This is a genomic window from Brevibacillus sp. MCWH, from assembly GCF_013096935.1.
In the GTDB taxonomy this organism is placed as follows: Bacteria; Bacillota; Bacilli; order Brevibacillales; family Brevibacillaceae; genus Brevibacillus; species Brevibacillus aydinogluensis.
In genome coordinates, this window is sequence record NZ_SDLF01000008.1 from 88433 (window position 1) to 109528 (window position 21096).

The window sequence follows — 21096 nt, forward strand, 5'->3', positions numbered from 1 at the left end:
ACCTGTGCGATTCAGACTGTGTCAATCTGCGCATGGGTGTTCCCGTCAAGAGGTGCTGCCGCCGCCTGGCGGAGCGGCGGACAAGCAAGCCATCGCCAGGGAACGGTCACATCACGATTTTGCGGGCAGCGTTGACAAACAACTTCACGCCCACCTGCAGCGCATCCTCGTCCACGGTAAAGCGCGGATGGTGATGCGGGTAGATAATGCCTTTCTCCTTGTTGCCGGCACCCACGTAGAAGAAGCAGCCCGGCGCTTTTTGCTGGAAGGCGGAGAAATCCTCGCCGCCCATGTTTGGCTTGATATGCTCCACCCATTGGGGACCCAGCGTCTCCACCACCACTTCCTCCATCAGCCTGGTCACGTCGGCGTCGTTGATGACCGGACGGTAGCCAAACTCGTACTTGAACTCGTACGAGGCGCCGTGCGCTTCCGTAATCCCTTTAACCACCCGCTCCATCAGGGCCGGGACAGACTCGCGCAGTTTCTGGTCGAAGCTGCGCACCGTACCGCAGATGCTGACCGATCCCGGAATTACGTTGTGCATGGTGCCGCCGACAAACTGGGTGACGGAAACGACCAGGTTGTCCAGCGGATCGGTATTGCGGGAGACGATGTGCTGCAGGTTGGTCACCACCTGTGCGGCAATCGCGATGCTGTCGACGGTCTGGTGGGGCAGAGCAGCGTGGCCCCCTTTACCCAGGACCGTGATCCAGAACGTGTCCGGTGCAGCCATCATCGGCCCGGGACAAATGCCGACTTTGCCATACTCCAGCGGCGACCACAAGTGCGTGCCGATCACTACGTCGACGCCGTCCATCACGCCCGCCTGCACCATTTCTTCCGCTCCGCCGGGGTACAGTTCTTCTGCGTGCTGGAACAGAAAACGCACCTCGCCTTTGATCCGGTCTTTCATCCCCGACAAAATCTTGGCTGTCCCAAGCAGCATCGCCGTGTGGCCGTCGTGTCCGCAGGCGTGCATGACGCCCGGATTTTTCGAGGCAAAATCAAACGTGTTTTCTTCGGTAATCGGCAGGGCATCCATGTCTGCCCGCATCGCCAGGACCCGCCCCGGCTGGGAGCCGATCAGCCGTGCCATGACGCTGGTCTTCGTCGGACGATGCACCTCCAGGTTGCCAAACGACAGGAGTGTATCGTATACGAATTGGGCCGTCTGTTCCTCGTGGAAAGACAGCTCCGGATACTGGTGCAGATAGCGCCTCCACGCGATCACCTGCTCCTTGATTTGTTCCACCGCGTCGTTTAACGTCGCTGTTGTCGTCATCATTCATGCCTCCTTGTGATGTGCGCCCCCCTTGCAGACGGCTTGCGCTGGTCAAGGGAGCTCACATTCCGTATTTTTCAATAATTATGTCAATTCACTCGGTGACAGTACGGTTCGGTACAGCGCGTTGGCGCCGTATCCGCATTCCTCTTTGCTGGTATACAGCTGCATGCAGTCGTGGTGTCAGGGCGAGGCCGTCTAGAACCATTGAGCGAAGATGGGATAGTACCAGCCAGCGCCTGGGGACTTATTTGTGTTTGTATTTATATCCTCTGTGTTTAAACGATGGCTGTAAAGGGATTATTTTCCCGTTTCTTTCCGTGTAATAGTATCTTACATCAGGTTCATCTGCAAAAACCACCTCTGCACCGAAGACCGGAAGCTTCCCGAATACGCCATCGATGCGAACGATCAGCTTCTCATCAATATTTCTCTCGGTAATGAGATAGTGGCGTACCTTTTTCTCCAAACTTACCAACGTTCCTTTTACATATATAAATGGAGAAGACAAGAGGAACAGGCCGAGCAATGCGAAAATCACCGTTTTTTGTTCATTTCGTCAGCCCCCAAGAGCAATTCCCGGCCAACCGAACCGAACCAACCCAACCGCCCTTTTCGTCGATCCAAAAGGGATCTCCCTTGATTTTTTGCCGGGCAATCGGTAAAATGTTAGCTCAAAGAGGAAGTACATGGCGATGAGGAAGAAGAGTAGGCATCACAGGAGACTGAAGAGAGCTGATGGCTGGTGCGAATCAGCGTCAACTGGATGTTGAATGGGCTTCCGAGCTCCGGACCGAACCCGCCCGGCGGCAGTAGGCTTCGGCGTGAACGTCCGCACGTTACAACGGACACCGTATCACTGGTACGGAACAAAGCGATTTCAACCACGAGCACGCACATATATGGCACGGTCGTGGATTGAAATAAGAAGGGTGGCACCGCGGTTCATCCGTCCCTGTTATGGGCGGATGGACCTTTTTTATTGATCTTCAACTTCATCGTCACATTTGGAAAGGAGCGAATCCAATAATGAAAACCATCTTTTCCGGCATCCAGCCCAGCGGCATCCTCACCCTGGGCAACTACCTGGGCGCGATGAAGCACTTCGTCCCGCTGCAGGATGAATTCAACTGCTACTTCTGTATCGTCGACCAGCACGCCATCACCGTTCCGCAGGACCCGGCCGCGCTCCGCGAAAACATTCGCCGCCTGGCCGCCCTCTACCTGGCTGTCGGCCTTGACCCTGAGAAAGTGACCCTGTTTATCCAATCGGAGGTACCGGCCCACGCCAAGCTCGGCTGGATCATGCTCTGCACCTCCTACGTGGGCGAACTGGAGCGAATGACCCAATACAAGGACAAATCCCAAGGGCGCGGCGAGTCCATCCCGGCGGGCCTCCTGGCCTATCCGCCGCTGATGGCGGCCGACATTCTCCTGTACGGCACGCATTACGTCCCGGTCGGTGAGGACCAGAAACAACACCTGGAACTGACCCGCGACCTGGCCATCCGCTTCAACAAACGCTACGGCGAGATCTTCACCATCCCGGAAATCCGCGTGGCGGAAGTGGGCGCGCGAATCATGTCGCTGCAGGACGGGACCAAGAAAATGAGCAAATCCGATCCCAACCAGGGCGCGTACATCTCCATGCTTGACGAGCCGGACACAATCGCGAAAAAAATCAAGCGGGCGCAGACCGATTCCGACAACGCCGTCCGCTACGACAAGCAGAACAAGCCGGCCATCTCCAACTTGCTGACCATCTACTCGCTCTGCTCCGGCAAATCTCTGGAGGAGCTGGAAGAGATGTACGCCGGCAAAGGCTACGGCGTCTTTAAAACCGATCTGGCCGAGGTGGTCATCGAGACGCTGAGACCGATCCAGGATCGCTACCACCAGCTGATCGACTCGCCGGAACTGGACGCCATTCTCTCTGCCGGCGCCGAAAAGGCGAACCGCGTTGCCAACCAGATGCTGCACAAAGTGGAAAAGGCCATGGGCATGGCCCGGTTGTAAACAAATTGGATGCGGGGAACACTCCCCTGCCAAAAGGCTGTCTTTCGGGACAGCCTGTTTTTTTATGTTCGTTTTTTCATACCCGAAAGTAGGCTAATGTTCACTTGTAGCTGCTTTTTCCCTTGTAATAAGATGGGAAAAGTGTAAATCCCCCCCGAGCGATAGCAGTTCTTTCGCTTGACAAGTGGCCTGTACGCACCAACTACTCAACGGAGGATCTTGCCATGCAACCAGCTCGTTTTCTCTACCTGTTACTCTGTCTGGCTGCCGGTTTTCTGGTCGGCTTTTCGTCGCCCGACAAGGGGAAAAAAGCAACCTGGATCTGGCAGGCAGAGCTGATCGACACCCAACGCCAAAAAATTCTTGACTTTGCCAAAAACCAAGGGATCAATCTGATCTATCTGCGCATCGACAGGGACAAGCCCTTTGACTACTACCGTCCGTTCATCCGGGAGGCTCAGTTGGCCGGTATCGACGTGCACGCCTTGGGCGGACATCCGCGCTGGGCGCTTACTGTCGACCGGGAGCGAATGCTCGGCCTCGTGGACTGGGTAAAACGATACAACCGCACAGTGGACCAGGTGGAACGCATCCGGGGGGTGCACCTGGACATCGAGCCGTACCTGCTTGACGAGTGGTACGACGATCAACCCGCCGTACTGAAACAATGGATGGGAAACATCGAAGCGTTTGTGACCGCAGCCCGAGAGGAGAACGGTCTGGAAGTGGGCACCGACATGGCCGCCTGGTTCGATCAATTTCCGGTGCCGGGAACAGCCGATATGCCGTTCAGCACATGGATGATCGACACATTTGACCACGTCACCCTGATGGCGTACCGCAACAAGGTGGACGGCTCCAATGGCATCGAAGCGATCGTCAAGAACGAGATGGAGGCGGCGGACGCCCTCGGCAAACAGGTGATCATTGCCGTCAACACAAAAGAGATGCCGCATGAGCCGCACACGACGTTTTTTGGGGTGGGCGCGGAAGAGATGGACGCTCAGCTCGCCGAAGTGACATCGCGGCTGGGCAGACATTCGTCTTTCACCGGCGTCGCGGTTCACGATTACCGCTACTGGCGAAACATGATCAAGCATACGGACTCGACGACGAAGCCGCTGCTCGGCACGTACATATGGCACGCCGAGCACGCGATTACCGAAGGGGACGAGATTCTCGCCTTTTCCAAAGAGCAGGGAATCAATTTGCTGTACGTGCGGCTGGACCTGGAGCAGCCCTACGAGGCGTACGCCGATTTTGTGGAAAAGGCAACGGAAGCTGGAATCGAGGTGCACGCGATGGGCGGACACCCGATCTGGGCCCTGGAGCAGTACCGGGAGCGGATGCTGAAGTTGGTCCGCTACGTGAAAGGCTACAATCAAAATGTCGCTCCCAATCAGAAGTTCCGCGGCATCCATCTGGACATTGAGCCCTACGTCATGCCCGTCTGGCGGGAGGACAGAGACGAGGTGCTGCGGCAGTGGATGAGCAATCTCGACGCGTTCGTGGAAGAGACGAAACGGGATTCCAACCTGGAGACAAGCTGCGACCTGGCCGTCTGGCTGGATCAGTTTGACGTCCCGGACGACCCCGGAACCCCTTTCAGCAAATGGGTAATCGCCCGGCTGGACCATGTGACGCTGATGGCTTTTCGCGACTACGCCGAAGGACCGGGTGGCATCGCCGCCGTGTCCAAGGATGAATTGAGATTTGCCGACGAGTTGAACAAGAAGCTGATCATCGCCGTGGAAATGAAGGAAAGCGGAGAAGGAGAACACATCACGTTCCACGAGGAAGGGAAAGCGGAAATGATGCGTCAGCTCGAAAAACTGCCCAATCTCTTGGCAGAGCACCCGTCGTACAAGGGGAATGCCGTCCACGCATACGAATACTGGAAGACAGCCAAGGACTAAGCGGCTGTCCGCTAACACAGTCACCCACACCGGAGCTTCCCGGTGGGGGTGACGTTTCTGGCATCCGAAAGGCCCGTATCGCTGTGAACGGGGCTTTGCATCGACCTGCTGACACGAGGATGACGGAAACGTGTTCTCCTCGAAACCGGCCACTTGGTCTGCACACTGAGACCCGTGCGGTGCGCACGTGTCATCTGCCACATAGACATCAGGGATTCTCCTTCTTCACGGAAAGCGTAAAGTGAAACTCTCCCCACTCCGGCGCCCCGGCGGACGCCTGAGTCACCCCCGCCGCCAGTTCATTGTGACCGTCCTCGACGACGTAGTGAACGACGCCCTCAAATACACGCGCTTTTCCTTTTACTTCATACGTATGTTCGTTTGTCGTTTTCACCGTTACGCCTTGAAACCGGTCATTTTCGTATTGTGTTTGTCCGTCATCCGGCTGTGCAGGAACGGCATCGTTTGGCTGGTCGGACGGAGCCGTGGCGGGCGGTTGATCCGATGGTGCCGTAATGGGCTCCCTGCCGGGTTGGGCCTGGTCGTTCGGCTTCTCTTTCGACGCCGTGCAGCCAAGGAGCAGCCCGACCAGCAGGCAGAGCACAAGCAACGCGCGCATGGTATCCCCTCGATTCATGGTGGGCTGTTTACATTTTCTTTATAAGGTTAGACGGCGTCCGCAGCGCATCGTTTCAGGAAAAAATACCCGTTTTGCACCCGCAAGGAAAAGACGGCCGATGCAGTGGCGACTCTTTCGCGGATGACAGCCGTCTGTCAATGGCGTTAGGCCTTCGTCTGAGCCGCCTCCGCTCTCATGCTGGCTCTCATCTCCGCCCGCTTTGCTTCTTTCAGACGCGGACAGGTGTAGCAGTAACGGCCACCCTCCGTGCGGTAGTAGAGACAGCAGGCGCTTTTTATGCTGACGTGCCGCTCGGAATCGCACAGGTCTTCGATCAGCCGCAGCTTCACCCCCAACGGATTTTTCGCTTGGCCGAACACCTGCGGGTCAAGCTGCTCGGTCAAAAAACGGAAGTCGTCAGCGATCCGGCGGCGCAACAGCTCATGCTCCGCCGCCTTGAGCCATTCGTTCCGTTCGTAATGATATCGGGCCGGAAGCTGTCCCCATAATTGGCCGACATGCACCCCGGATGCAGCAGCAACAGCCTCCAAAAGCGGCCTGAGCGTGTTTCCATACACATCTTGAAGCACACTGCTGCGCCACTCTGTTCTCGCTGCCTCATCGGCCGGCCCGTCCTCCTCCGCCCAGCGGTTGAGCATGAACGAGAACCGGTAATAGCCGTCCTGGTTGTACAACTGCACGCTAAGGTTGTTCAGCGACAGGTCAAACGTCTTGTTCCAGACGGACATCGCGTACTGGACGGCCAGGGCCGGTCCGCTCAGCCACCCGCTGAAAAAGGTGGCGGCAGGAGCCAGATCCGCTGCTTTGAGCAGTCGGGCGTACACACTGATCAGGCTGGACATTTGTGCTGTTTCCAACAGTTCGGACGCGGGGCCGGACCAGACAGCATTGTCCATCTCGCGTCTGCTGACAAAAAAGTGCCGTTCCAGTTTGTCACAGTCACTTTGCTGCATGCTCATCATCTCCGGTTCAGGCATATTTTCTGTTCAATAATTGATAGTGATAATTGTTATCATATTCATGGGTATTGTACTACATGCTGCTGGGCCCTACAACAGTCGAATACGCACGATGGGCATACGCACTTTGACCGATGCTTTTCGGAAAAACCGGTCTTGCTGTGCGGCGGGTACGTCGTGCCATCACCGGAAGCAAAAAAACCGCTCCGTTTTCGGGCGGTTTTGCTTGCTATTTCGCATCAGTATGGATTGTCAGCCGCTCCCAACCAACAGAGGCGGCCGTCGGCTGTGTCACCTGTTTCTGGCGTACAGCCAGTTGTAATAGCTGGCATGCTTCAGCTCATCGGTCATGATTTCAAACACGGTATCCCGATACTGCAGCAGCATGTATTTATAGATCGTGCGGTAACGTTCGAACGTTTTCAATTCGCCAAACAGGGCCTGCTCAATCCCGTCCAGATAGCTCACCGGAGGCTGCAGCGCCTCGATCTCATAGTGTGCCGCAGGACGCTGTCCGGTCAACTGGCCGTAGATCTGGAGAAACAGCCGGCGGTGTCTCCGCTCGTCATCGCGGATGCCGGCAATCACCTGTTTTTCCTGCTCGGTCGGTGCTTGCTCGATCAGAAAGTCGTATAACAGCTCATCCCGCCGCTCTCCCGCAATGCCTTCCTGCAACATCCGGAGGACGACCTTCATCCGCTCATCGTACCCCTCCAGCGCGGCGAGCCGCACGGGCAAGTAAGAAGTGTACTGAAAAGGTCCATACCAGTATCCGCTCATCTCGATCTGGTCTCCTTTGTCGTGATTCACCTACAAGATATGCGCCCTCCTGGCAAGAGGAGCATGGAAATTGCCGAACACGGCAAAAGCAGGTTGTCACGACGAACAGCCGCCCCGCGCACAGCTGGCGCAAGACGGCTGTCGACGAAAAGAGACGTGCGGATTGGCCTGTCACACGATTCGCCGCGGCTGGCGGATTGCACTACGCTACAAAGGGCAGCACCATGTTCAGCAGGAACAGCCCGGCGATCACGTAGAGCAGCGCCGGCACCTCCCGGCGTTTGCCGAGGGCGAGTTTCAGCAGCGGATAGGCGACGAAGCCAAAGGCGATCCCGTCCACGATGCTGTAGGACAGCGGAATCAGGGCGATGATCAGGAAGGATGGAAAGCCTTCGGTGAAATCACGCAGGTTGATGTTCTGCACGTGTTGCAGCATCAGCCCGCCGATGATGATCAACACCGGCGCGATCGCGCTGTCGGGAATCAGCTTGACCAGCGGCAGGAACACCAGCGTCAGCAGGAAGAGCACGCCGGTGACCAGCGAGGTCAGGCCGGTTCTCCCTCCGGCGGCAATACTGGCGGCCGATTCCACCGAAGCCACCGTGGGGCTGGTGCCCAGCATGCCGCTCAGGGCGGTGGACACGGCAGTCGCCTGCAGGGAGCGTTGAAACTTCTGCGGCTGGCCCAGCATTCCGGTATGGCCGTGCAGCAGGCCGATATTTTCAAAGACGATCACCATCGCCATCGAAAACACAGCGGCCCAGAACGACAGCGTCCACACCCCGGAGAAGGACAAGCCGGCGAACACCCGGCCGTATTCGTGCAGCGACAAGGAGGCCAGTCCGCCTGTTTCCGGCTGTACCAACCCCGCCAGCATCCCCATCACCGTCCCGGCAGCAATCCCGATCAGAAAGTTTCCCGGCACGTTTCGGATGAACAAAATCAGCGTCAGGACAAGTGTCGCCAGCGTGACGATCACCTGCGGGCTGGCCAAATTGCCCAAGGCGACAAACGTGGAGGGATTGGTGACGATCAAGCCCCCTTTCTGCAGCCCGATAAAGGTGAGAAACAAGCCGATCCCCACCGTGATCGCCTCTTTGAGCGAGACGGGGATCGCCTCCGACAGCAGAGTCGCCGCCCGTGTGAAAGCGATGATGGAAAACAGCAGCCCGGCGAGGAAGACGGCGGCCAGCGCCTGCTGCCAGGGCAGTCCCATCGTCTGGCACAGCGTATAGGTAAACAGCGCGTTGATGCCCATTCCCGGCACCAGAATCATCGGTGCGTTGGCCCAGAACGCCATCAGCAGCGAACCGGCAAACGCAGTCAGCACCGTCGCCAGGATACCGGCTTCCAGAGGAATTCCGGCGTCCTGCAAGATCGAAGCGTTGACGGCGACGATATAGACGATTGTGACAAAGCCGATGCATCCGGCCGTGATTTCCCGTTGAACGGTCGTGTCAAAAGCACGCAAACGAAAGATGTGATCCAACCATGTACGCATTTTACATGTCCCTTCTTTTTTTCGCTTGCTTCTCATGTTTTGTTGCCGAGACATATGCTATCATAGCTCGTATGATATGAAAAATATTGATTCAATCTCATATCCATATGAAAACAATATGGAAGAAACGGAGGCTTGCGCGGTGGACATTCGTCAGTTGCGCTATTTTATCGCCATTGCCGAAGAAGGGCAGATTACCGGGGCCGCCAAGCGATTGCGCATGGCCCAGCCGCCCCTCAGCCAGCAGTTGAAGCAAATGGAAGAAGAACTGGGCGTCGCGCTGGTGGAACGTGTGGGAAAACGAATCGAGCTGACGGAGGCGGGCGTCACACTCTACCGGCAGGCACTCAACATCGTGCACCAGATGGAGGAAGCGATCGCAGAGGTACAGGAAACCGGGGCCGGCATCCGCGGCACGCTGTCAATCGGCGTAAGCGCTCTCTCCTCCTACGGGCTGCCGGAACAAATCCGCCGGTTTCAGCAGCAGTATCCGCTGATCATCTACAAGGTGTGGAAAGGAGATACGCAGTTGCTGAGCCAGTGGCTGGAGCGGCGGACGATCGAAGTCGCCATCGTCCGCCTGCCTCATTCGCTGTCCGGCTGCACCACCATCCCGCTGGACGAGGAGCCGTTCGTGCTGATCGTTCCCGACTCCTCCCCGCTGGCCGGCACCGGCCGGATCCACATGCGGGACATCGCCGATCATCCGCTGATCATGCCCAGCGCGCCGGGGCTGGGTATCTACGAGATGCTGGTCCGGGAGTTTTCCCGACTGGGCGTAAATCCACACGTCATCTGTGAATGTCCTGACATCTCGCTGATCGTCAGCATGGTGAGAGCCGGAGTGGCAGCGTCGATCGTGCCCCGCTCCGCCTGGGAGACCCAGGCCAGCGATACGCTTGACTGTCTGGAGATTACCGGCACCTCCATTTCCTCCTCCGCTGCCGTCGTCTGGCAGACCGGCCGCCATCTGTCCAAGGCAGCCCGCCGATTCATCCGGATGTTTGCCCCCACAGCCGACGTGTAGGCCGCGTCATGCACAGACCACAAAAAAACATCCCCCACGCGCAGTGGGGGATGGCGCACGGTGCTTCCTGTTTCCAGAATAGCACCGCCTGATATCTCAGATAATCAGGGACAAGCCCATGATCAGGATGATGGCCGTGACAGACAGGATGGTTTCCATGACTGTCCAGGACTTCAACGTATCCTGAACGCTCATGTTGAAGTATTCCTTGATCAGCCAGAAACCGGAATCGTTTACGTGAGACAGGATGAGCGATCCCGCGCCGGTGGCCAGCACCAGCAGCTCCGGACTGACTCCGGGCATTTGCTGCGCAATCGGGGCGACAATGCCCGCAGCGGTCATCATGGACACCGTCGCCGAACCGGTGGCAACGCGGATCAGCGCCGCGATCAGCCATCCGAGGAAGATCGGGGAGATGGCCGACGCCGTGGCCAGATCGGCAATGTAATCGCCCACTCCGCTGTTGAGCAGCACTTTGTTGAACGCGCCGCCTGCCCCGATCACCAGCAGAATGGTGGCCGTCGGTGCCAGGCAGTCGTTGGTGAACTTCAGAATGTCATCCTTGTTAAATCCGCGGGCAAAGCCCAGCGTCCAGAACGAGATCACGGTTGCAATCAGCAGGGACGTGATCGGGTTGCCGATGAAGTCAGCCCACACGCGCACCGCGTGTTCCTTCGGCAGCGTAACGTCTGCGATGGTCGCCCCCAGCATCAGGATGACCGGAAGCAAAATCGTAAAGACGGTAATGCCAAACCCGGGAAGTTCGCGGTCCTGCTTCGGTTCCGCCAACTGTGCCGCCAGCTCCGAGGAGATGCTGGTCTTGATCCGTTTGCTGATCCAGCTTCCGTAGAGAGGCCCGGCGACGATCGCCGACGGGAGGCCAACCAGAATGGAGTACACAATCGTTTTGCCCACGTCCGCTTGAAAAATATCGACGGCCGCCATCGCCGCCGGATGGGGCGGAACAATCCCGTGCACGATGGACAGCCCGGCAATCAGCGGGATGCCAATCTTCAGCAGGGACATGCCCGTTTGACGGGCGATGGTGAAGACAAGCGGAATCAGCAGCACAAAGCCTACCTGGAAGAAAACAGGAATCCCAACGATGAACGCCACGAACATCATCGCCCAGTGGACGTTCTTTTCGCCAAACAGGTTGATCAGCGTACGGGCGATCCGCTCTGCACCGCCGGACTCCGCCATCATTTTCCCCAGCATGGTTCCCAGTGCGAGTACGATAGCGATAAATCCAAGCGTGCCGCCCATCCCTTCCTTGATGGAATCGACGATTTTGTCGAGCGGCATCCCCGAAGCGATCCCGACAAAGCCGGAAACGATCAACAGGGTAATGAACGGGTTTACCTTGAATCGAGTGATCAGAATAAGCAGGATGAGAATAGCCAGCAAGGTGATGAGCAACGGCATCATGACCCCTCCTTTTTATCGAGTGTTAAGCGATGCTCTCGACCGTTGTTGAAAGTCGGCGATGAGCTTGTATTCCTCAAGCAGGTTGAGATAAACCCGCTCGTAAATGTAAAACAACTCCAGATAGGTGCCGGAGCGCTCCAGATCCGGCTCGTGGCGGTGAACAATGCGCAGCAGATCGTTTACCTCGGACAGGTCGCGGATGGCACCGACAGCATGCATCGCCAGCACGGCCGCCCCCAGACTGGAACTTTCATGGGTTCCCGGAATCAATACCTCATACCCAAACATGTCCGCCATGATTTGCCGCCACTCCTTGGAGCGGGCAAAGCCGCCGGACGCGCGAATCTCCCGCGCACCTCCGGCCAAGTCGCGAAGGGCAATCCCCACGCTGTACACGCTGAACAAAATCCCTTCCAGCACGGCGCGGATAAAGTGCTGCCGCTTGTGGTGCAGGCCGATGCCGAAAAACGACCCGCGCGCCTGCGGATTCCACCAGGGCGCCCGCTCCCCGGACAAAAACGGCAGGAACAGCAGGCCTTCCGCTCCGGCCGGTACGTCCTTGGCCGCCTGAATCATCACGTCGTACGGATCGACACCCAATTCCTTGGCCTTTTCCACTTCGGGCCAGCTAAACTCATCGCGGAACCAGCGCAGCATCAATCCCCCGTTGTTGGTCGGACCGCCGATTACCCAGTGCTTGTCCGTCAAGACGTAACAAAACGTTCGTCCCTTCTGATCCGTAATCGGCTCCGGCACAACGGTCCGCACAGCGCCGCTCGTGCCGATGGTGATCGCCACCTGACCCGGCTCGATCGCGCCGACACCCAGGTTGGCCAGCACCCCGTCACTTGCCCCTACGACAAACGGCGTATCGGGATCGATGCCGATTTCGTCCGCGTAGCGCTTGTCCAGGCCGCGCAGCACGTGTGTGGTCGGAACAGGCTCGCTCAACTGCTGCGCAGAGATGCCGGCGACATGCAGCGCCTCCTCGTCCCAGTCAAGCCGCTTCAGATTGAACAGCCCCGTGGCCGACGCGATGGAATAATCGACCACGTATTGGCCAAAGAGCCGATAAATCACGTACTCCTTGATCGAGAGAAACTTGGCCGCCTTGCGGAACGTATCGGGGTCCTTCTCCCTCATCCAGATCAGTTTGGTCAGCGGAGACATCGGATGGATCGGCGTCCCGGTGGCCAGGTATATCCGGTGACCGGTGCCGTCCTGTTTCAAGCGCTCCGTCTGCTCCACACTGCGGTTGTCCGCCCAGATGATGACATTGGTCAGCGGATTGCCGCTGTCGTCTACGGCGATCAGGCTGTGCATGGCCGTGCTGAACCCGATGCCGGCGATGTCCGACTGTTTTGCCCCGGCCTGGGCAATCGCCTGGCGGAGTGCCTGAATGACCGCGTTAAAAATCGCGTCCGGCTCCTGTTCCGCCCAAGAAGGCTGCGGAACGAGCAGGGGATAATCGACATTCCCCGTTCCCTTGATCGAACCGGAGCGTGTGAACACAATCGCCTTTGTGCTGGTGGTGCCGATGTCCAGTCCGATAAAATACGTCTCGTTCATTATCGTCTCACCCTTCATGTGTATCCGCTTTCAAGATGTCAAAGTGATTATATCGAAATTTTTTTCTTTTGTTAATACATGAGAAAAAAATTTGTTTCAAAAAGTGCTCGTGATGTGCTCCGCAACCAGTATTATTTCCAATAAAAAAAACGCCCGCGGTCAAAGGCGTTTTAAGGAAATGGCTTCCCGTATATGCTGGATGTTCTCGATCGTTTGCGCTTCCCGGCGAAGCGAGACCGCCACGTACAACAGGTCGATCAGGAAAAGCTGGGCCAGGCGGGCGGAGAGCGCTTCCGTGCGGAACAACGTTTCCCGCGAAGTTGTATACAGACAGCAGTCCGCCAGTTTTACCAACGGCGATTTTCCGTAACTGGTGATGCCGATCGTTTTCGCTCCCGCGTCCTTGGCCACGTGCAGCGCTTTCAAAATGTCCTTGTTCGAACCGGAGTGGGAAATCCCCACCGCCACATCCCCTTCCCGCAGGAGGGAAGCCGACATCACCTGGTAGTGTGCATCGGAGTGATGAATACAGGGAATCCCGGTGCGCATGAACTTGTGATAGGCGTCCTGGGCGATGGCAGCCGATCCGCCAGATCCGTAGAATTCAATGCGTTTGGCACCCGCCAGCCAGTCAATAATAGTGGACAGTACGTCGCGGTTGAGTATGTGCAGCGTATCGCGCAGCGTCTCCATGTTTGCGGCAAAAATGTTGCCGGCAATCGACAGCACGTCTTCATCGTCCAGGTTGATTTCCTGGTAAATCACCTGCTTGGGGTTGGTTACTTCGCTAGCCAGCGCAATCTTGAACGCCTGGAATCCGCGAAAGCCCAATCGCCGGCAGAGGCGAAAAACAGTCGCATCAGCGCATTCGCACAGCTCGGACAACTCGGTAATGGACAAATGGACAATGTCGCTCGCATGCTCCAGGATGTAGCGGGCCACCTGCTGTTCTTTGCTGCTGAGCTGCGAATAAACGGCACGCAGTTTGGCGAGCACGCTTTCAGAAACACGCGGTGTGGAATCAGGCAACGACATGCACCTCCCAATCGTGCCTTTCTGGTTCACTAACATTCTCGTTCACATTATAGGCAATGTCCGGGTCGAAGTCATTTTGAAAAAAATTTTCTTCATTTATGATGAAACGTGAATATTTTTGTCATATAATACAGCTAGGTCAGATTCTGCATGTTTGACAACCTGGACACCTGGAGAACCTGGATAAGGAGTGTTTCGATCACAATGCAATTAGCGATGATTGGATTAGGCAAAATGGGATACAATCTCACCCTGAACTTGCTCTCGCACGGGCATGAGGTCGTCGCCTATGACGTCGACCCCGCACCTGCCGCTGAACTGAGCAAGCACGGAGCGATTCCGGCCGCTTCGGTCGAAGAGGCGGTCGCGAAACTGTCTGCGCCGCGTGTCGTGTGGCTGATGGTGCCCGCAGGAGACATCGTGGACAAGCTGATTGACCAACTGTCCGGCCTGCTGTCCCCCGGCGACATCGTGATTGACGGCGGAAATTCCAACTACAAGCAGTCGGTTGAGCGTTATCACAAGCTTAAGCAAAAGGACATCCACTTCCTCGACGTCGGCACAAGCGGCGGCATGGAAGGGGCGCGGCACGGCGCCTGCATGATGATCGGCGGGGACAAGGAGGCGTTTGCCCATATCGAACCGATGGTAAAGGATATCACCGTTGAAAACGGCTACCTGTACGCAGGGGAAGCAGGCAGCGGACACTTCCTGAAAATGGTGCACAACGGCATCGAGTACGGCATGATGCAGGCGATCGGCGAAGGCTTTGAGGTGCTGGAGAAGAGCGGCTACACGTTTGACTACGCCGAAGTGGCGCGCGTCTGGGCCAACGGCTCCGTCATCCGCGGCTGGCTGATGGATCTGACCGAGCGGGCCTTCCGCAAAGACGCGAAGCTGGACAGCATTCGCGGCGTCATGCACTCCTCCGGCGAAGGCAAATGGACGCTGGAGACGGCACTGGACCTGCAAGTGGCAACGCCAGTGATCGCGATGTCCCTCTTGATGCGCTACCGCTCGCTGGAGGAAGACACCTTCCACGGCAAAGTGGTGGCTGCCCTGCGAAACGAATTTGGCGGACACGCCGTAGAAACGAAATAGAAAACAGCCAGGCCCGAGGCAGCACCTCGGGCCTGTTTGCATGGTTTCGCCGGCTGGCCTTATGTTCTCTTTTCCCCGCCCTTTTTTTCGTTCGCGCATTGGGCGGCTTGATCAGGTCAGCCAGCGCATCAGGGAGAGAACGCTCGCCGTTTTTTCCGTTTATTTCTTCTGCTCCGATTGGACCGCGATGCCGTTGCGGATCAGCAGCGCGGCCGTCACGCCCACTCCGGCCTTTTTATTGCCGGAGAACGTCCCGTCATAGACAAACGAACTGCCGCAGGAAGGACTGTTTTCCTTCAGCACGGCGGACGTGGCCCCCACCGCCTGCGCCAGCTTGAGCGCCTGCCTGGCCCCGGCGAGAAACGCGTCCGTCACGTCGCAGCCGTTCCGGTCGATTACCCGGGCCTTCCCGTCCAGGACGTCAAAACCGTCGCCGCCGACGATCTCCGCCGGCGTGCGCGGTGTCGGCAGACCGCCCATCTGCTCGGGACAGACAGGAATGGCCTTGCCTTCCTTGAACAGCGCCTCGGTTTCCGCGTCCAGACAGGCGCGCTGGTCATATCGGCACTGACAGCCAATCAGACAGGCACTGACGATTTTCACTGTCACCAGTTCCTTTCCTCATTTCGATACCAGGGACCAGGGTTGTCCACACTGCAAACATCCTCCAGCCGGATCGGCCTTTTGCGATTGGGGATTCACCGGATTACAGCCGGCGCAGCTTGACGCTCTGGACCATGTGATCCGCCCCTTTTTCCAAGATCAGTCGGGCGCGTCCCCGCGTCGGCAGGATGTTTTTCCGCAGGTTGATGCCGTTGATCTCCATCCAGATGCTCGTGGCCACCTCTGTCGCCTCTTCGTCGGTCAGGCTGGCATAGCGGCGGAAGTAAGAGGCCGGGTTGGAGAAGGCCGTCTCGCGCAGCAGCTTGAACCGCTCCACGTACCACTTCATGATGTCCTCTTCACGCGCGTCGACGTAAATGGAGAAGTCGAAAAAGTCGGAGACGAAGACTTCCGTGACGCGGCGCTGTTTTTCGTCGATCGGCGTCTGCAGGACATTTAGCCCCTCCACGATCAAGATATCCGGTTCGCGGACCACTTGCCACTCGCCGGGCACGATGTCGTACACCAGATGGGAGTAGACAGGGGCAGCCACTTCCGGCACGCCGGACTTGACGTCGGACAGAAACGACACCAGCCGCTTCGTGTTGTAGCTTTCCGGAAACCCTTTGCGCTTCATCAGGCCGCGCTCTTCGAGGACGCGGTTGGGGTAGAGAAAACCGTCCGTGGTCACCAGGTCCACTTTGGGATGATTGGGCCAACGGGATAAAAGCGTTTGCAAAATGCGGGCGGTTGTGCTCTTGCCGACTGCGACGCTGCCGGCGATGCCGATGATAAACGGAACCTTTTTGTCCTGATTGCCGAGGAATGTATGCGTTGCATGATACAGTTCCTGGGTGGCCCCCACATACAGGTTCAACAGCCGGGAGAGCGGCAGGTAGATGTCCGCCACTTCCGACAGGGAGAGCTTTTCGTTCAACCCCTGCAGACAGGCCAATTCTTCGTCTGATATGGTAAGCGGCGTGGAAGCCCGCAGTCCTCTCCACTGCTCGCGACTGAATGTGATGTAAGGAGATGCCATGGGAACCGTACATCCTTTCTCGTTCTTGTCCATTAGATGTTCCACAATAGTGTACCACCTGCGGCCGCTTTTTGGGAACACGTGAGGTGCGTCTCTCGGCAAGAAAGGTGCATACCATTCCTGGCCTGATGGAGAACATGGGCGTCACCATTTGTTTGGCGAAAAAAATCCCCCCTTTGGCCTTATCGCAGCCCAGGGGGGATTTTTCACGGCCGCCTGCCGAGATACGCCTGCAGCATCCAGACGTGTTTTTGCAGGCTGGTGCTGATCTCAAGGAACATGTCGCTGGTCGCCTGGTCATTTGCCTGTTCGGCGATGGACATTCCCTCCTCCAACTCGCGGATGAGCTGCCGGAAGTCGGCGACTACCGCCTGAACCATTTGTTCCGCAGTCTCCCCTCCCGCCGCTTCGCGCAGGGTCGACTGCTCCAGACAGGCTTTCATCGTCGAGACCGGCTGTCCGCCGATTGCCAGCAGCCGTTCCGCCAGTTCATCCACGTAGCCGGCCGCCTCGTTGTACAGTTCCTCAAACTTTTGGTGGAGCGTGTAAAAGTGGGGTCCTGTCACATACCAGTGGTAGTGGTGCAATTTTATGTACAGGACGCTCCAGTTGGCAACCTGTTTGTTCAACACGTCCGTCAGGGAAGGGCTTTTCACTCCTGTCACAGCAGTGCTCATTCGGCGTCACTTCATCCTTTCCTCGCATGAAGATGCTACAGAACGATGTTAGTATTACGCTGGGAACTGCTGTTTATTCCGCCGGTGATGCTGCGGCCTGACGCCGCCAACATCTCCCCGTCCCTGACAGCAATCCGGCCTTCCGCAAGTACGCCTGATTGGCCCCTTTACCGGACGACCGCCTCTTCGACGATCAGCCGGCAGCCTGTCGCGTCAAGATACGCCTGCACGCCAAACGGCAGGGCGGCGTTGTTTTCGCCGTGGCCCGCCTGCAGGTTCCAGATCATCGGCTTTTGATACGGCGCGATCATGTTGGAAATGACGTCGAGGACGGTGAAGCTGTCCTGTTTTTTCGACGTGCAGTTGTTCCACGTGCCGAGGATGATCCCGGCGCACTCCGCAAACGTGCCGACCAGCGCCAACTGGGTCAGCATGCGGTCCACCCGGTACGGCTCCTCGTCCACATCCTCCAGGAAGAGCAGCTTGCCTTTTGCATCCACCTGGTAGGGCGTGCCCGCCAGCGCCGCCACCAGCGAGAGATTGCCGCCGACGATCTCGCCGCACGCTTCTCCTTCCACCAGGCAGACGATCTCCTCCCCCGGCGGGTTGACGATCTCGCCCAGCGGCTCGGTGCTGGTCATGGCGCGCAGCAGACATTCCCGCGTATACGCGTTGGTCCCGCTGAGCAGTCCGGGCGATGCGTTGGGACCGTGCAGAGTCGCCAATCCCGCCTCCTGCCGGAGCGCCGTGTGCAGCGCGGTGATGTCGCTGTACCCGATGAACAGTTTCGGGTTTTGCGCAATCATGTCGTAATCGAGAAGATGCAGGATTTGCGGCGAACCGTAGCCACCGCGCAAAGCCATCACGGCGTCGACGTCGGGATCGGCAAACATCTCGTTCAGTTCGGCTGCCCGTTGTTCGGGCGTTCCCGCCAGATAGCCGCCATAGCTTTCATAGCAGGTTCTTCCCAGTACCACCTTGAATCCCAACGCTTCCAGCTCAGCTTTGGCCTTGTGTACGCTGTCGATTGTTTTCGGAGGACTTGCCGGGGCGATGATCCCGATCGTATCCCCTGGTTTCAGTGCGTGTCCCTTGTTCATCCGGAATTCTCCTCACTGATTGATACTTTTGGTCCGCCCTGCCGTACCCCTGACCGCCATTTTTTGAAAAGTGCGTCACACCAGCACGTACCGGTTGGTCGGCCGGCCGACGCCGCCGTATGCCACGTCCCGTTTCACCCGTCCGCTCTTTTCCAGGTATTCAAGGTAGCGGCGCGCCGTCACGCGGGCGATACCGACCCGCTCTGCCACCTCTTCCGCCGACAGCGGCTGCTTTTCCTGGCGCAGATGGCGGACAATCTGCTCCAGCGTGTGCATGTGCAGCCCTTTCGGCAGCGTCTCCAGCTCCCGGGGGCTTTTCGCGGCGGAGCGGAACAACAGCTGGTCCACCTCCGCCTGGGAGACGGTGCCCTCCTGCTCCAACTGCTGGCGAAACGCCCGGTAGTTTTCCAACGCCTGCTGAATGCGCTCAAACTTGAACGGCTTGATGATGTAATCCATCACGCCGTTGCGGAGCATTGCCTGGATCGTCGGTTTGTCCTTGGCCGCCGTGATCACGATCACGTCCACCGCCTGATTGGCTGTGCGCAGTTTCTGCAGGGTGCGCACGCCGTCCAGCACGGGCATGAAAATGTCCATGATCACCAGGTCAGGCTTCAATTGTTCCACCAAGGCGAGTCCTTCCGCTCCGTTGGAGGCCGCGCCGACCACGCGGAAAGACGACACCCGTTCGATAAACTGCCTGTTCACTTCCTGCACCATCGGGTCGTCCTCGATGACGACCACGCGAAATGGGTCGCCCATCTACGCTTCCGCCTCCTTCATCGGAAAGGTAATCAAAAAGCTCGTGCCTTCGCCCGGCTGCGACTGGCAGCTCAGTTCGCCTCGCCCCTTCGCCACCAGCTGCTGCACCAGGTAGAGGCCCAGGCCGCGGTTCTTCCCCTCCTTGGTGGAGAAGCCGCGCTCCAGCATCCGCCGCCGTGTCTCGTTATCCATGCCGATGCCGTTGTCTTCCACCAGGATGGAGCAGATGTCATCATCCTGTTCGATGCTGACGTAGACTTCCTTGTCGTGTTTGTCCGTCTGCTCCAGAGCGTCAAACGCGTTTTCGATCAGATTGCCGAGGATCAGCACGAAATTGTGGTGATCCATGTACGGCGGGAAGCGCTCCAGATTGCTGCGCCGGTCGATGACGAGGCGAATGCCCAGTTCCTTGCCCCTGCTCACCTTGCCCAAAAGCAGGCCGGAAACGCTTTCATCCGTGATTTTGGCCGAGAGAAATGCAGTCAGCTCTTCCTGCTGTTCGCTGATTTCAAACAAGTACTGCAGCGCCTTCTCTTTCTGATTCAACTGCAAAAGTCCTGCGATTGTGTGCAGCTTGTTCATGTACTCGTGGTTTTGCACGCGAAGCGCGTCGACGAATGCCTTTACGCCGGTCAGCTCTTCCGCCATCCGCGCCACTTCGGTCCGGTCCTGGAAAATGGCCAGCGCCCCGACGACTTTCCCGTCGGTCCTGATCAGAAAGCGGTTGGACCAGATCAGCGCCCCTCCGACGTGCAGTTCGTGGTCGTAAAAGTTTTGCTGCTTCTCCAGCACTTCCGGCAGCGCGGTATCGGGAATCACCTCGCGGATCGGTCTGCCCAGCACGTCGTCTTCGATGTTGAAAATCTGTTTGGCCTTGTCGTTGACGATCGTGATCCGCTCCTGCGTGTCGATCGCGATCACGCCCTCGCGCATGGCGTGAAACGTGGCGGTGCGCTCCACCAGCATGCGGGCCAGTTCTTCCGGTTCCAGGTTGAGCATCTGCCGTTTCATGTGGCGGGCGAGCCGGTACGAACCCCAGATGCCAAACAGCAGGGAGAGAAAAAACGTGATCGCGATGTTTTCCCGCTGGTCGTAGAGGATCTGCGGGATGCTCGGCAGCAGATGGCCCACCATGACCACGCCCACCTGCTGGTGATCGGTGTTCATGATCGGCACGTAGGCCCGCAGCGCCGTTCCCAGCTCCCCCCGCACCTTGCGGATGTAGGTGTGCTCGGCAAACGCCTCCTCCGCGTCTTTGCCGAGAAAGACGGTGCCGATGCGCTCGTCCAGCGGATCGGAATAGCGGACCCTGTTCATGTCCATGACCACCACGTACGTCACGTCGTTGACAATGCGAATCCGCCGTGCCGTCGGAGCGATGGTCCGCCAGCCGTCCGGTTCCTGGATGCTTTTCTGGATGAGCGGGATTTCCGCCACTGTCCGCGCCGTGGTCATCAGCCGCTGTCCCAACTCCGCCTCGGTCAGGCGAATGATGCTGCCCACGATGATGATGCCGCCGATCAAGAGGGAAAAAAGCACGATGCCGACTGACAGCAGCATGATTTTCCACTTAATTTTCAGACGCTTGAACAGGAGTGTTCTTCCTTTCCGGTAGGTTTGCCTGCTACCATATATTTTGGTACAGTACGTGAAGCAAA

The 21096-nt window shown here is 57.8% G+C and carries 18 protein-coding genes and 1 other annotated feature; of the genes, 4 read left to right on the forward strand and 14 right to left on the reverse strand.

From position 1 onward, the window contains the following. Positions 1-106: 106 nt before the first annotated feature. Positions 107-1285, reverse strand: a complete 1179-nt coding sequence (locus tag ETC00_RS09645) for a M20 family metallopeptidase (protein WP_171565787.1) — start codon at positions 1283-1285, stop codon at positions 107-109. 686 nt (positions 1286-1971) lie between these two features. After that, positions 1972-2245 (forward strand) — a binding site (T-box leader). Between the two features lie 69 nt (positions 2246-2314). Between ETC00_RS09645 and trpS the strand changes: the two genes are divergently transcribed. Together trpS and ETC00_RS09660 are read left to right on the forward strand one after the other, a co-directional pair. After that, entirely contained in the window at positions 2315-3301 is a 987-nt protein-coding gene (gene trpS, locus ETC00_RS09655; RefSeq protein ID WP_171565789.1) for a tryptophan--tRNA ligase, read from the forward strand. Positions 3302-3525: 224 nt separating this feature from the next. Continuing rightward, positions 3526-5217: a hypothetical protein gene (locus tag ETC00_RS09660; RefSeq protein WP_171565790.1), complete on the forward strand. Its 1692-nt coding sequence runs from the start codon at positions 3526-3528 to the stop codon at positions 5215-5217. Between the two features lie 208 nt (positions 5218-5425). On the opposite strand, the gene ETC00_RS09665 is transcribed toward ETC00_RS09660, so the two are convergent. From ETC00_RS09665 to ETC00_RS09680, 4 genes are all read right to left on the reverse strand, one after another. Further along, on the reverse strand, positions 5426-5836 hold the full coding sequence (locus ETC00_RS09665) for a Gmad2 immunoglobulin-like domain-containing protein (protein ID WP_171565791.1): 411 nt from the start codon (positions 5834-5836) through the stop codon (positions 5426-5428). Between the two features lie 164 nt (positions 5837-6000). Next, entirely contained in the window at positions 6001-6810 is an 810-nt protein-coding gene (locus ETC00_RS09670) for a (2Fe-2S)-binding protein (RefSeq protein ID WP_171565792.1), read from the reverse strand. Positions 6811-7107: 297 nt separating this feature from the next. After that, positions 7108-7626 carry a ferritin-like domain-containing protein gene (locus tag ETC00_RS09675; RefSeq protein WP_311837793.1) on the reverse strand — a complete coding sequence of 173 codons (519 nt, stop codon included), beginning with the start codon at positions 7624-7626 and terminating at the stop codon, positions 7108-7110. A 172-nt stretch (positions 7627-7798) separates the two neighbouring features. Then, on the reverse strand, positions 7799-9097 hold the full coding sequence (locus ETC00_RS09680) for an NCS2 family permease (RefSeq protein WP_171565793.1): 1299 nt from the start codon (positions 9095-9097) through the stop codon (positions 7799-7801). A 142-nt stretch (positions 9098-9239) separates the two neighbouring features. On the opposite strand from ETC00_RS09680, the gene ETC00_RS09685 reads away from it, so the two are divergent. Continuing rightward, entirely contained in the window at positions 9240-10124 is an 885-nt protein-coding gene (locus tag ETC00_RS09685; RefSeq protein ID WP_171565794.1) for a LysR family transcriptional regulator, read from the forward strand. A 96-nt stretch (positions 10125-10220) separates the two neighbouring features. Here the strand turns inward: ETC00_RS09685 and ETC00_RS09690 are convergent, their stop codons facing one another. The 3 genes from ETC00_RS09690 to ETC00_RS09700 all read right to left on the reverse strand — a co-directional run bounded on the left by ETC00_RS09690 (position 10221) and on the right by ETC00_RS09700 (position 14150). Continuing rightward, positions 10221-11549, reverse strand: coding sequence for a GntP family permease (locus ETC00_RS09690; RefSeq protein ID WP_171565795.1), 1329 nt, complete (start codon positions 11547-11549; stop codon positions 10221-10223). 15 nt (positions 11550-11564) lie between these two features. Beyond that, positions 11565-13121 carry a gluconokinase gene (gntK, locus tag ETC00_RS09695; RefSeq protein ID WP_171565796.1) on the reverse strand — a complete coding sequence of 519 codons (1557 nt, stop codon included), beginning with the start codon at positions 13119-13121 and terminating at the stop codon, positions 11565-11567. Between the two features lie 159 nt (positions 13122-13280). Continuing rightward, on the reverse strand, positions 13281-14150 hold the full coding sequence (locus tag ETC00_RS09700; protein ID WP_249178935.1) for a MurR/RpiR family transcriptional regulator: 870 nt from the start codon (positions 14148-14150) through the stop codon (positions 13281-13283). A gap of 210 nt (positions 14151-14360) precedes the next feature. Between ETC00_RS09700 and gnd the strand changes: the two genes are divergently transcribed. Continuing rightward, positions 14361-15257, forward strand: coding sequence for a phosphogluconate dehydrogenase (NAD(+)-dependent, decarboxylating) (gnd, locus tag ETC00_RS09705; RefSeq protein ID WP_171565798.1), 897 nt, complete (start codon positions 14361-14363; stop codon positions 15255-15257). A 159-nt stretch (positions 15258-15416) separates the two neighbouring features. Here gnd and ETC00_RS09710 read toward each other — a convergent pair whose 3' ends face one another. From ETC00_RS09710 to ETC00_RS09735, 6 genes are all read right to left on the reverse strand, one after another. After that, positions 15417-15860, reverse strand: coding sequence for a 2-thiouracil desulfurase family protein (locus ETC00_RS09710; protein ID WP_171565869.1), 444 nt, complete (start codon positions 15858-15860; stop codon positions 15417-15419). Between the two features lie 103 nt (positions 15861-15963). After that, complete coding sequence (gene coaA, locus ETC00_RS09715) at positions 15964-16899, reverse strand: type I pantothenate kinase (protein ID WP_171565799.1); 936 nt, start codon at positions 16897-16899, stop codon at positions 15964-15966. Positions 16900-17105: 206 nt separating this feature from the next. Beyond that, positions 17106-17576, reverse strand: a complete 471-nt coding sequence (locus tag ETC00_RS09720) for a Dps family protein (protein ID WP_171565800.1) — start codon at positions 17574-17576, stop codon at positions 17106-17108. Positions 17577-17743: 167 nt separating this feature from the next. Next, entirely contained in the window at positions 17744-18676 is a 933-nt protein-coding gene (locus ETC00_RS09725) for a S66 peptidase family protein (RefSeq protein ID WP_171565801.1), read from the reverse strand. Between the two features lie 75 nt (positions 18677-18751). Then, complete coding sequence (locus tag ETC00_RS09730; RefSeq protein ID WP_171565802.1) at positions 18752-19438, reverse strand: response regulator; 687 nt, start codon at positions 19436-19438, stop codon at positions 18752-18754. Continuing rightward, on the reverse strand, positions 19439-20998 hold the full coding sequence (locus ETC00_RS09735) for an ATP-binding protein (protein ID WP_171565803.1): 1560 nt from the start codon (positions 20996-20998) through the stop codon (positions 19439-19441). It abuts the gene before it with no gap. Between the last annotated feature and the right edge of the window lie 98 nt (positions 20999-21096).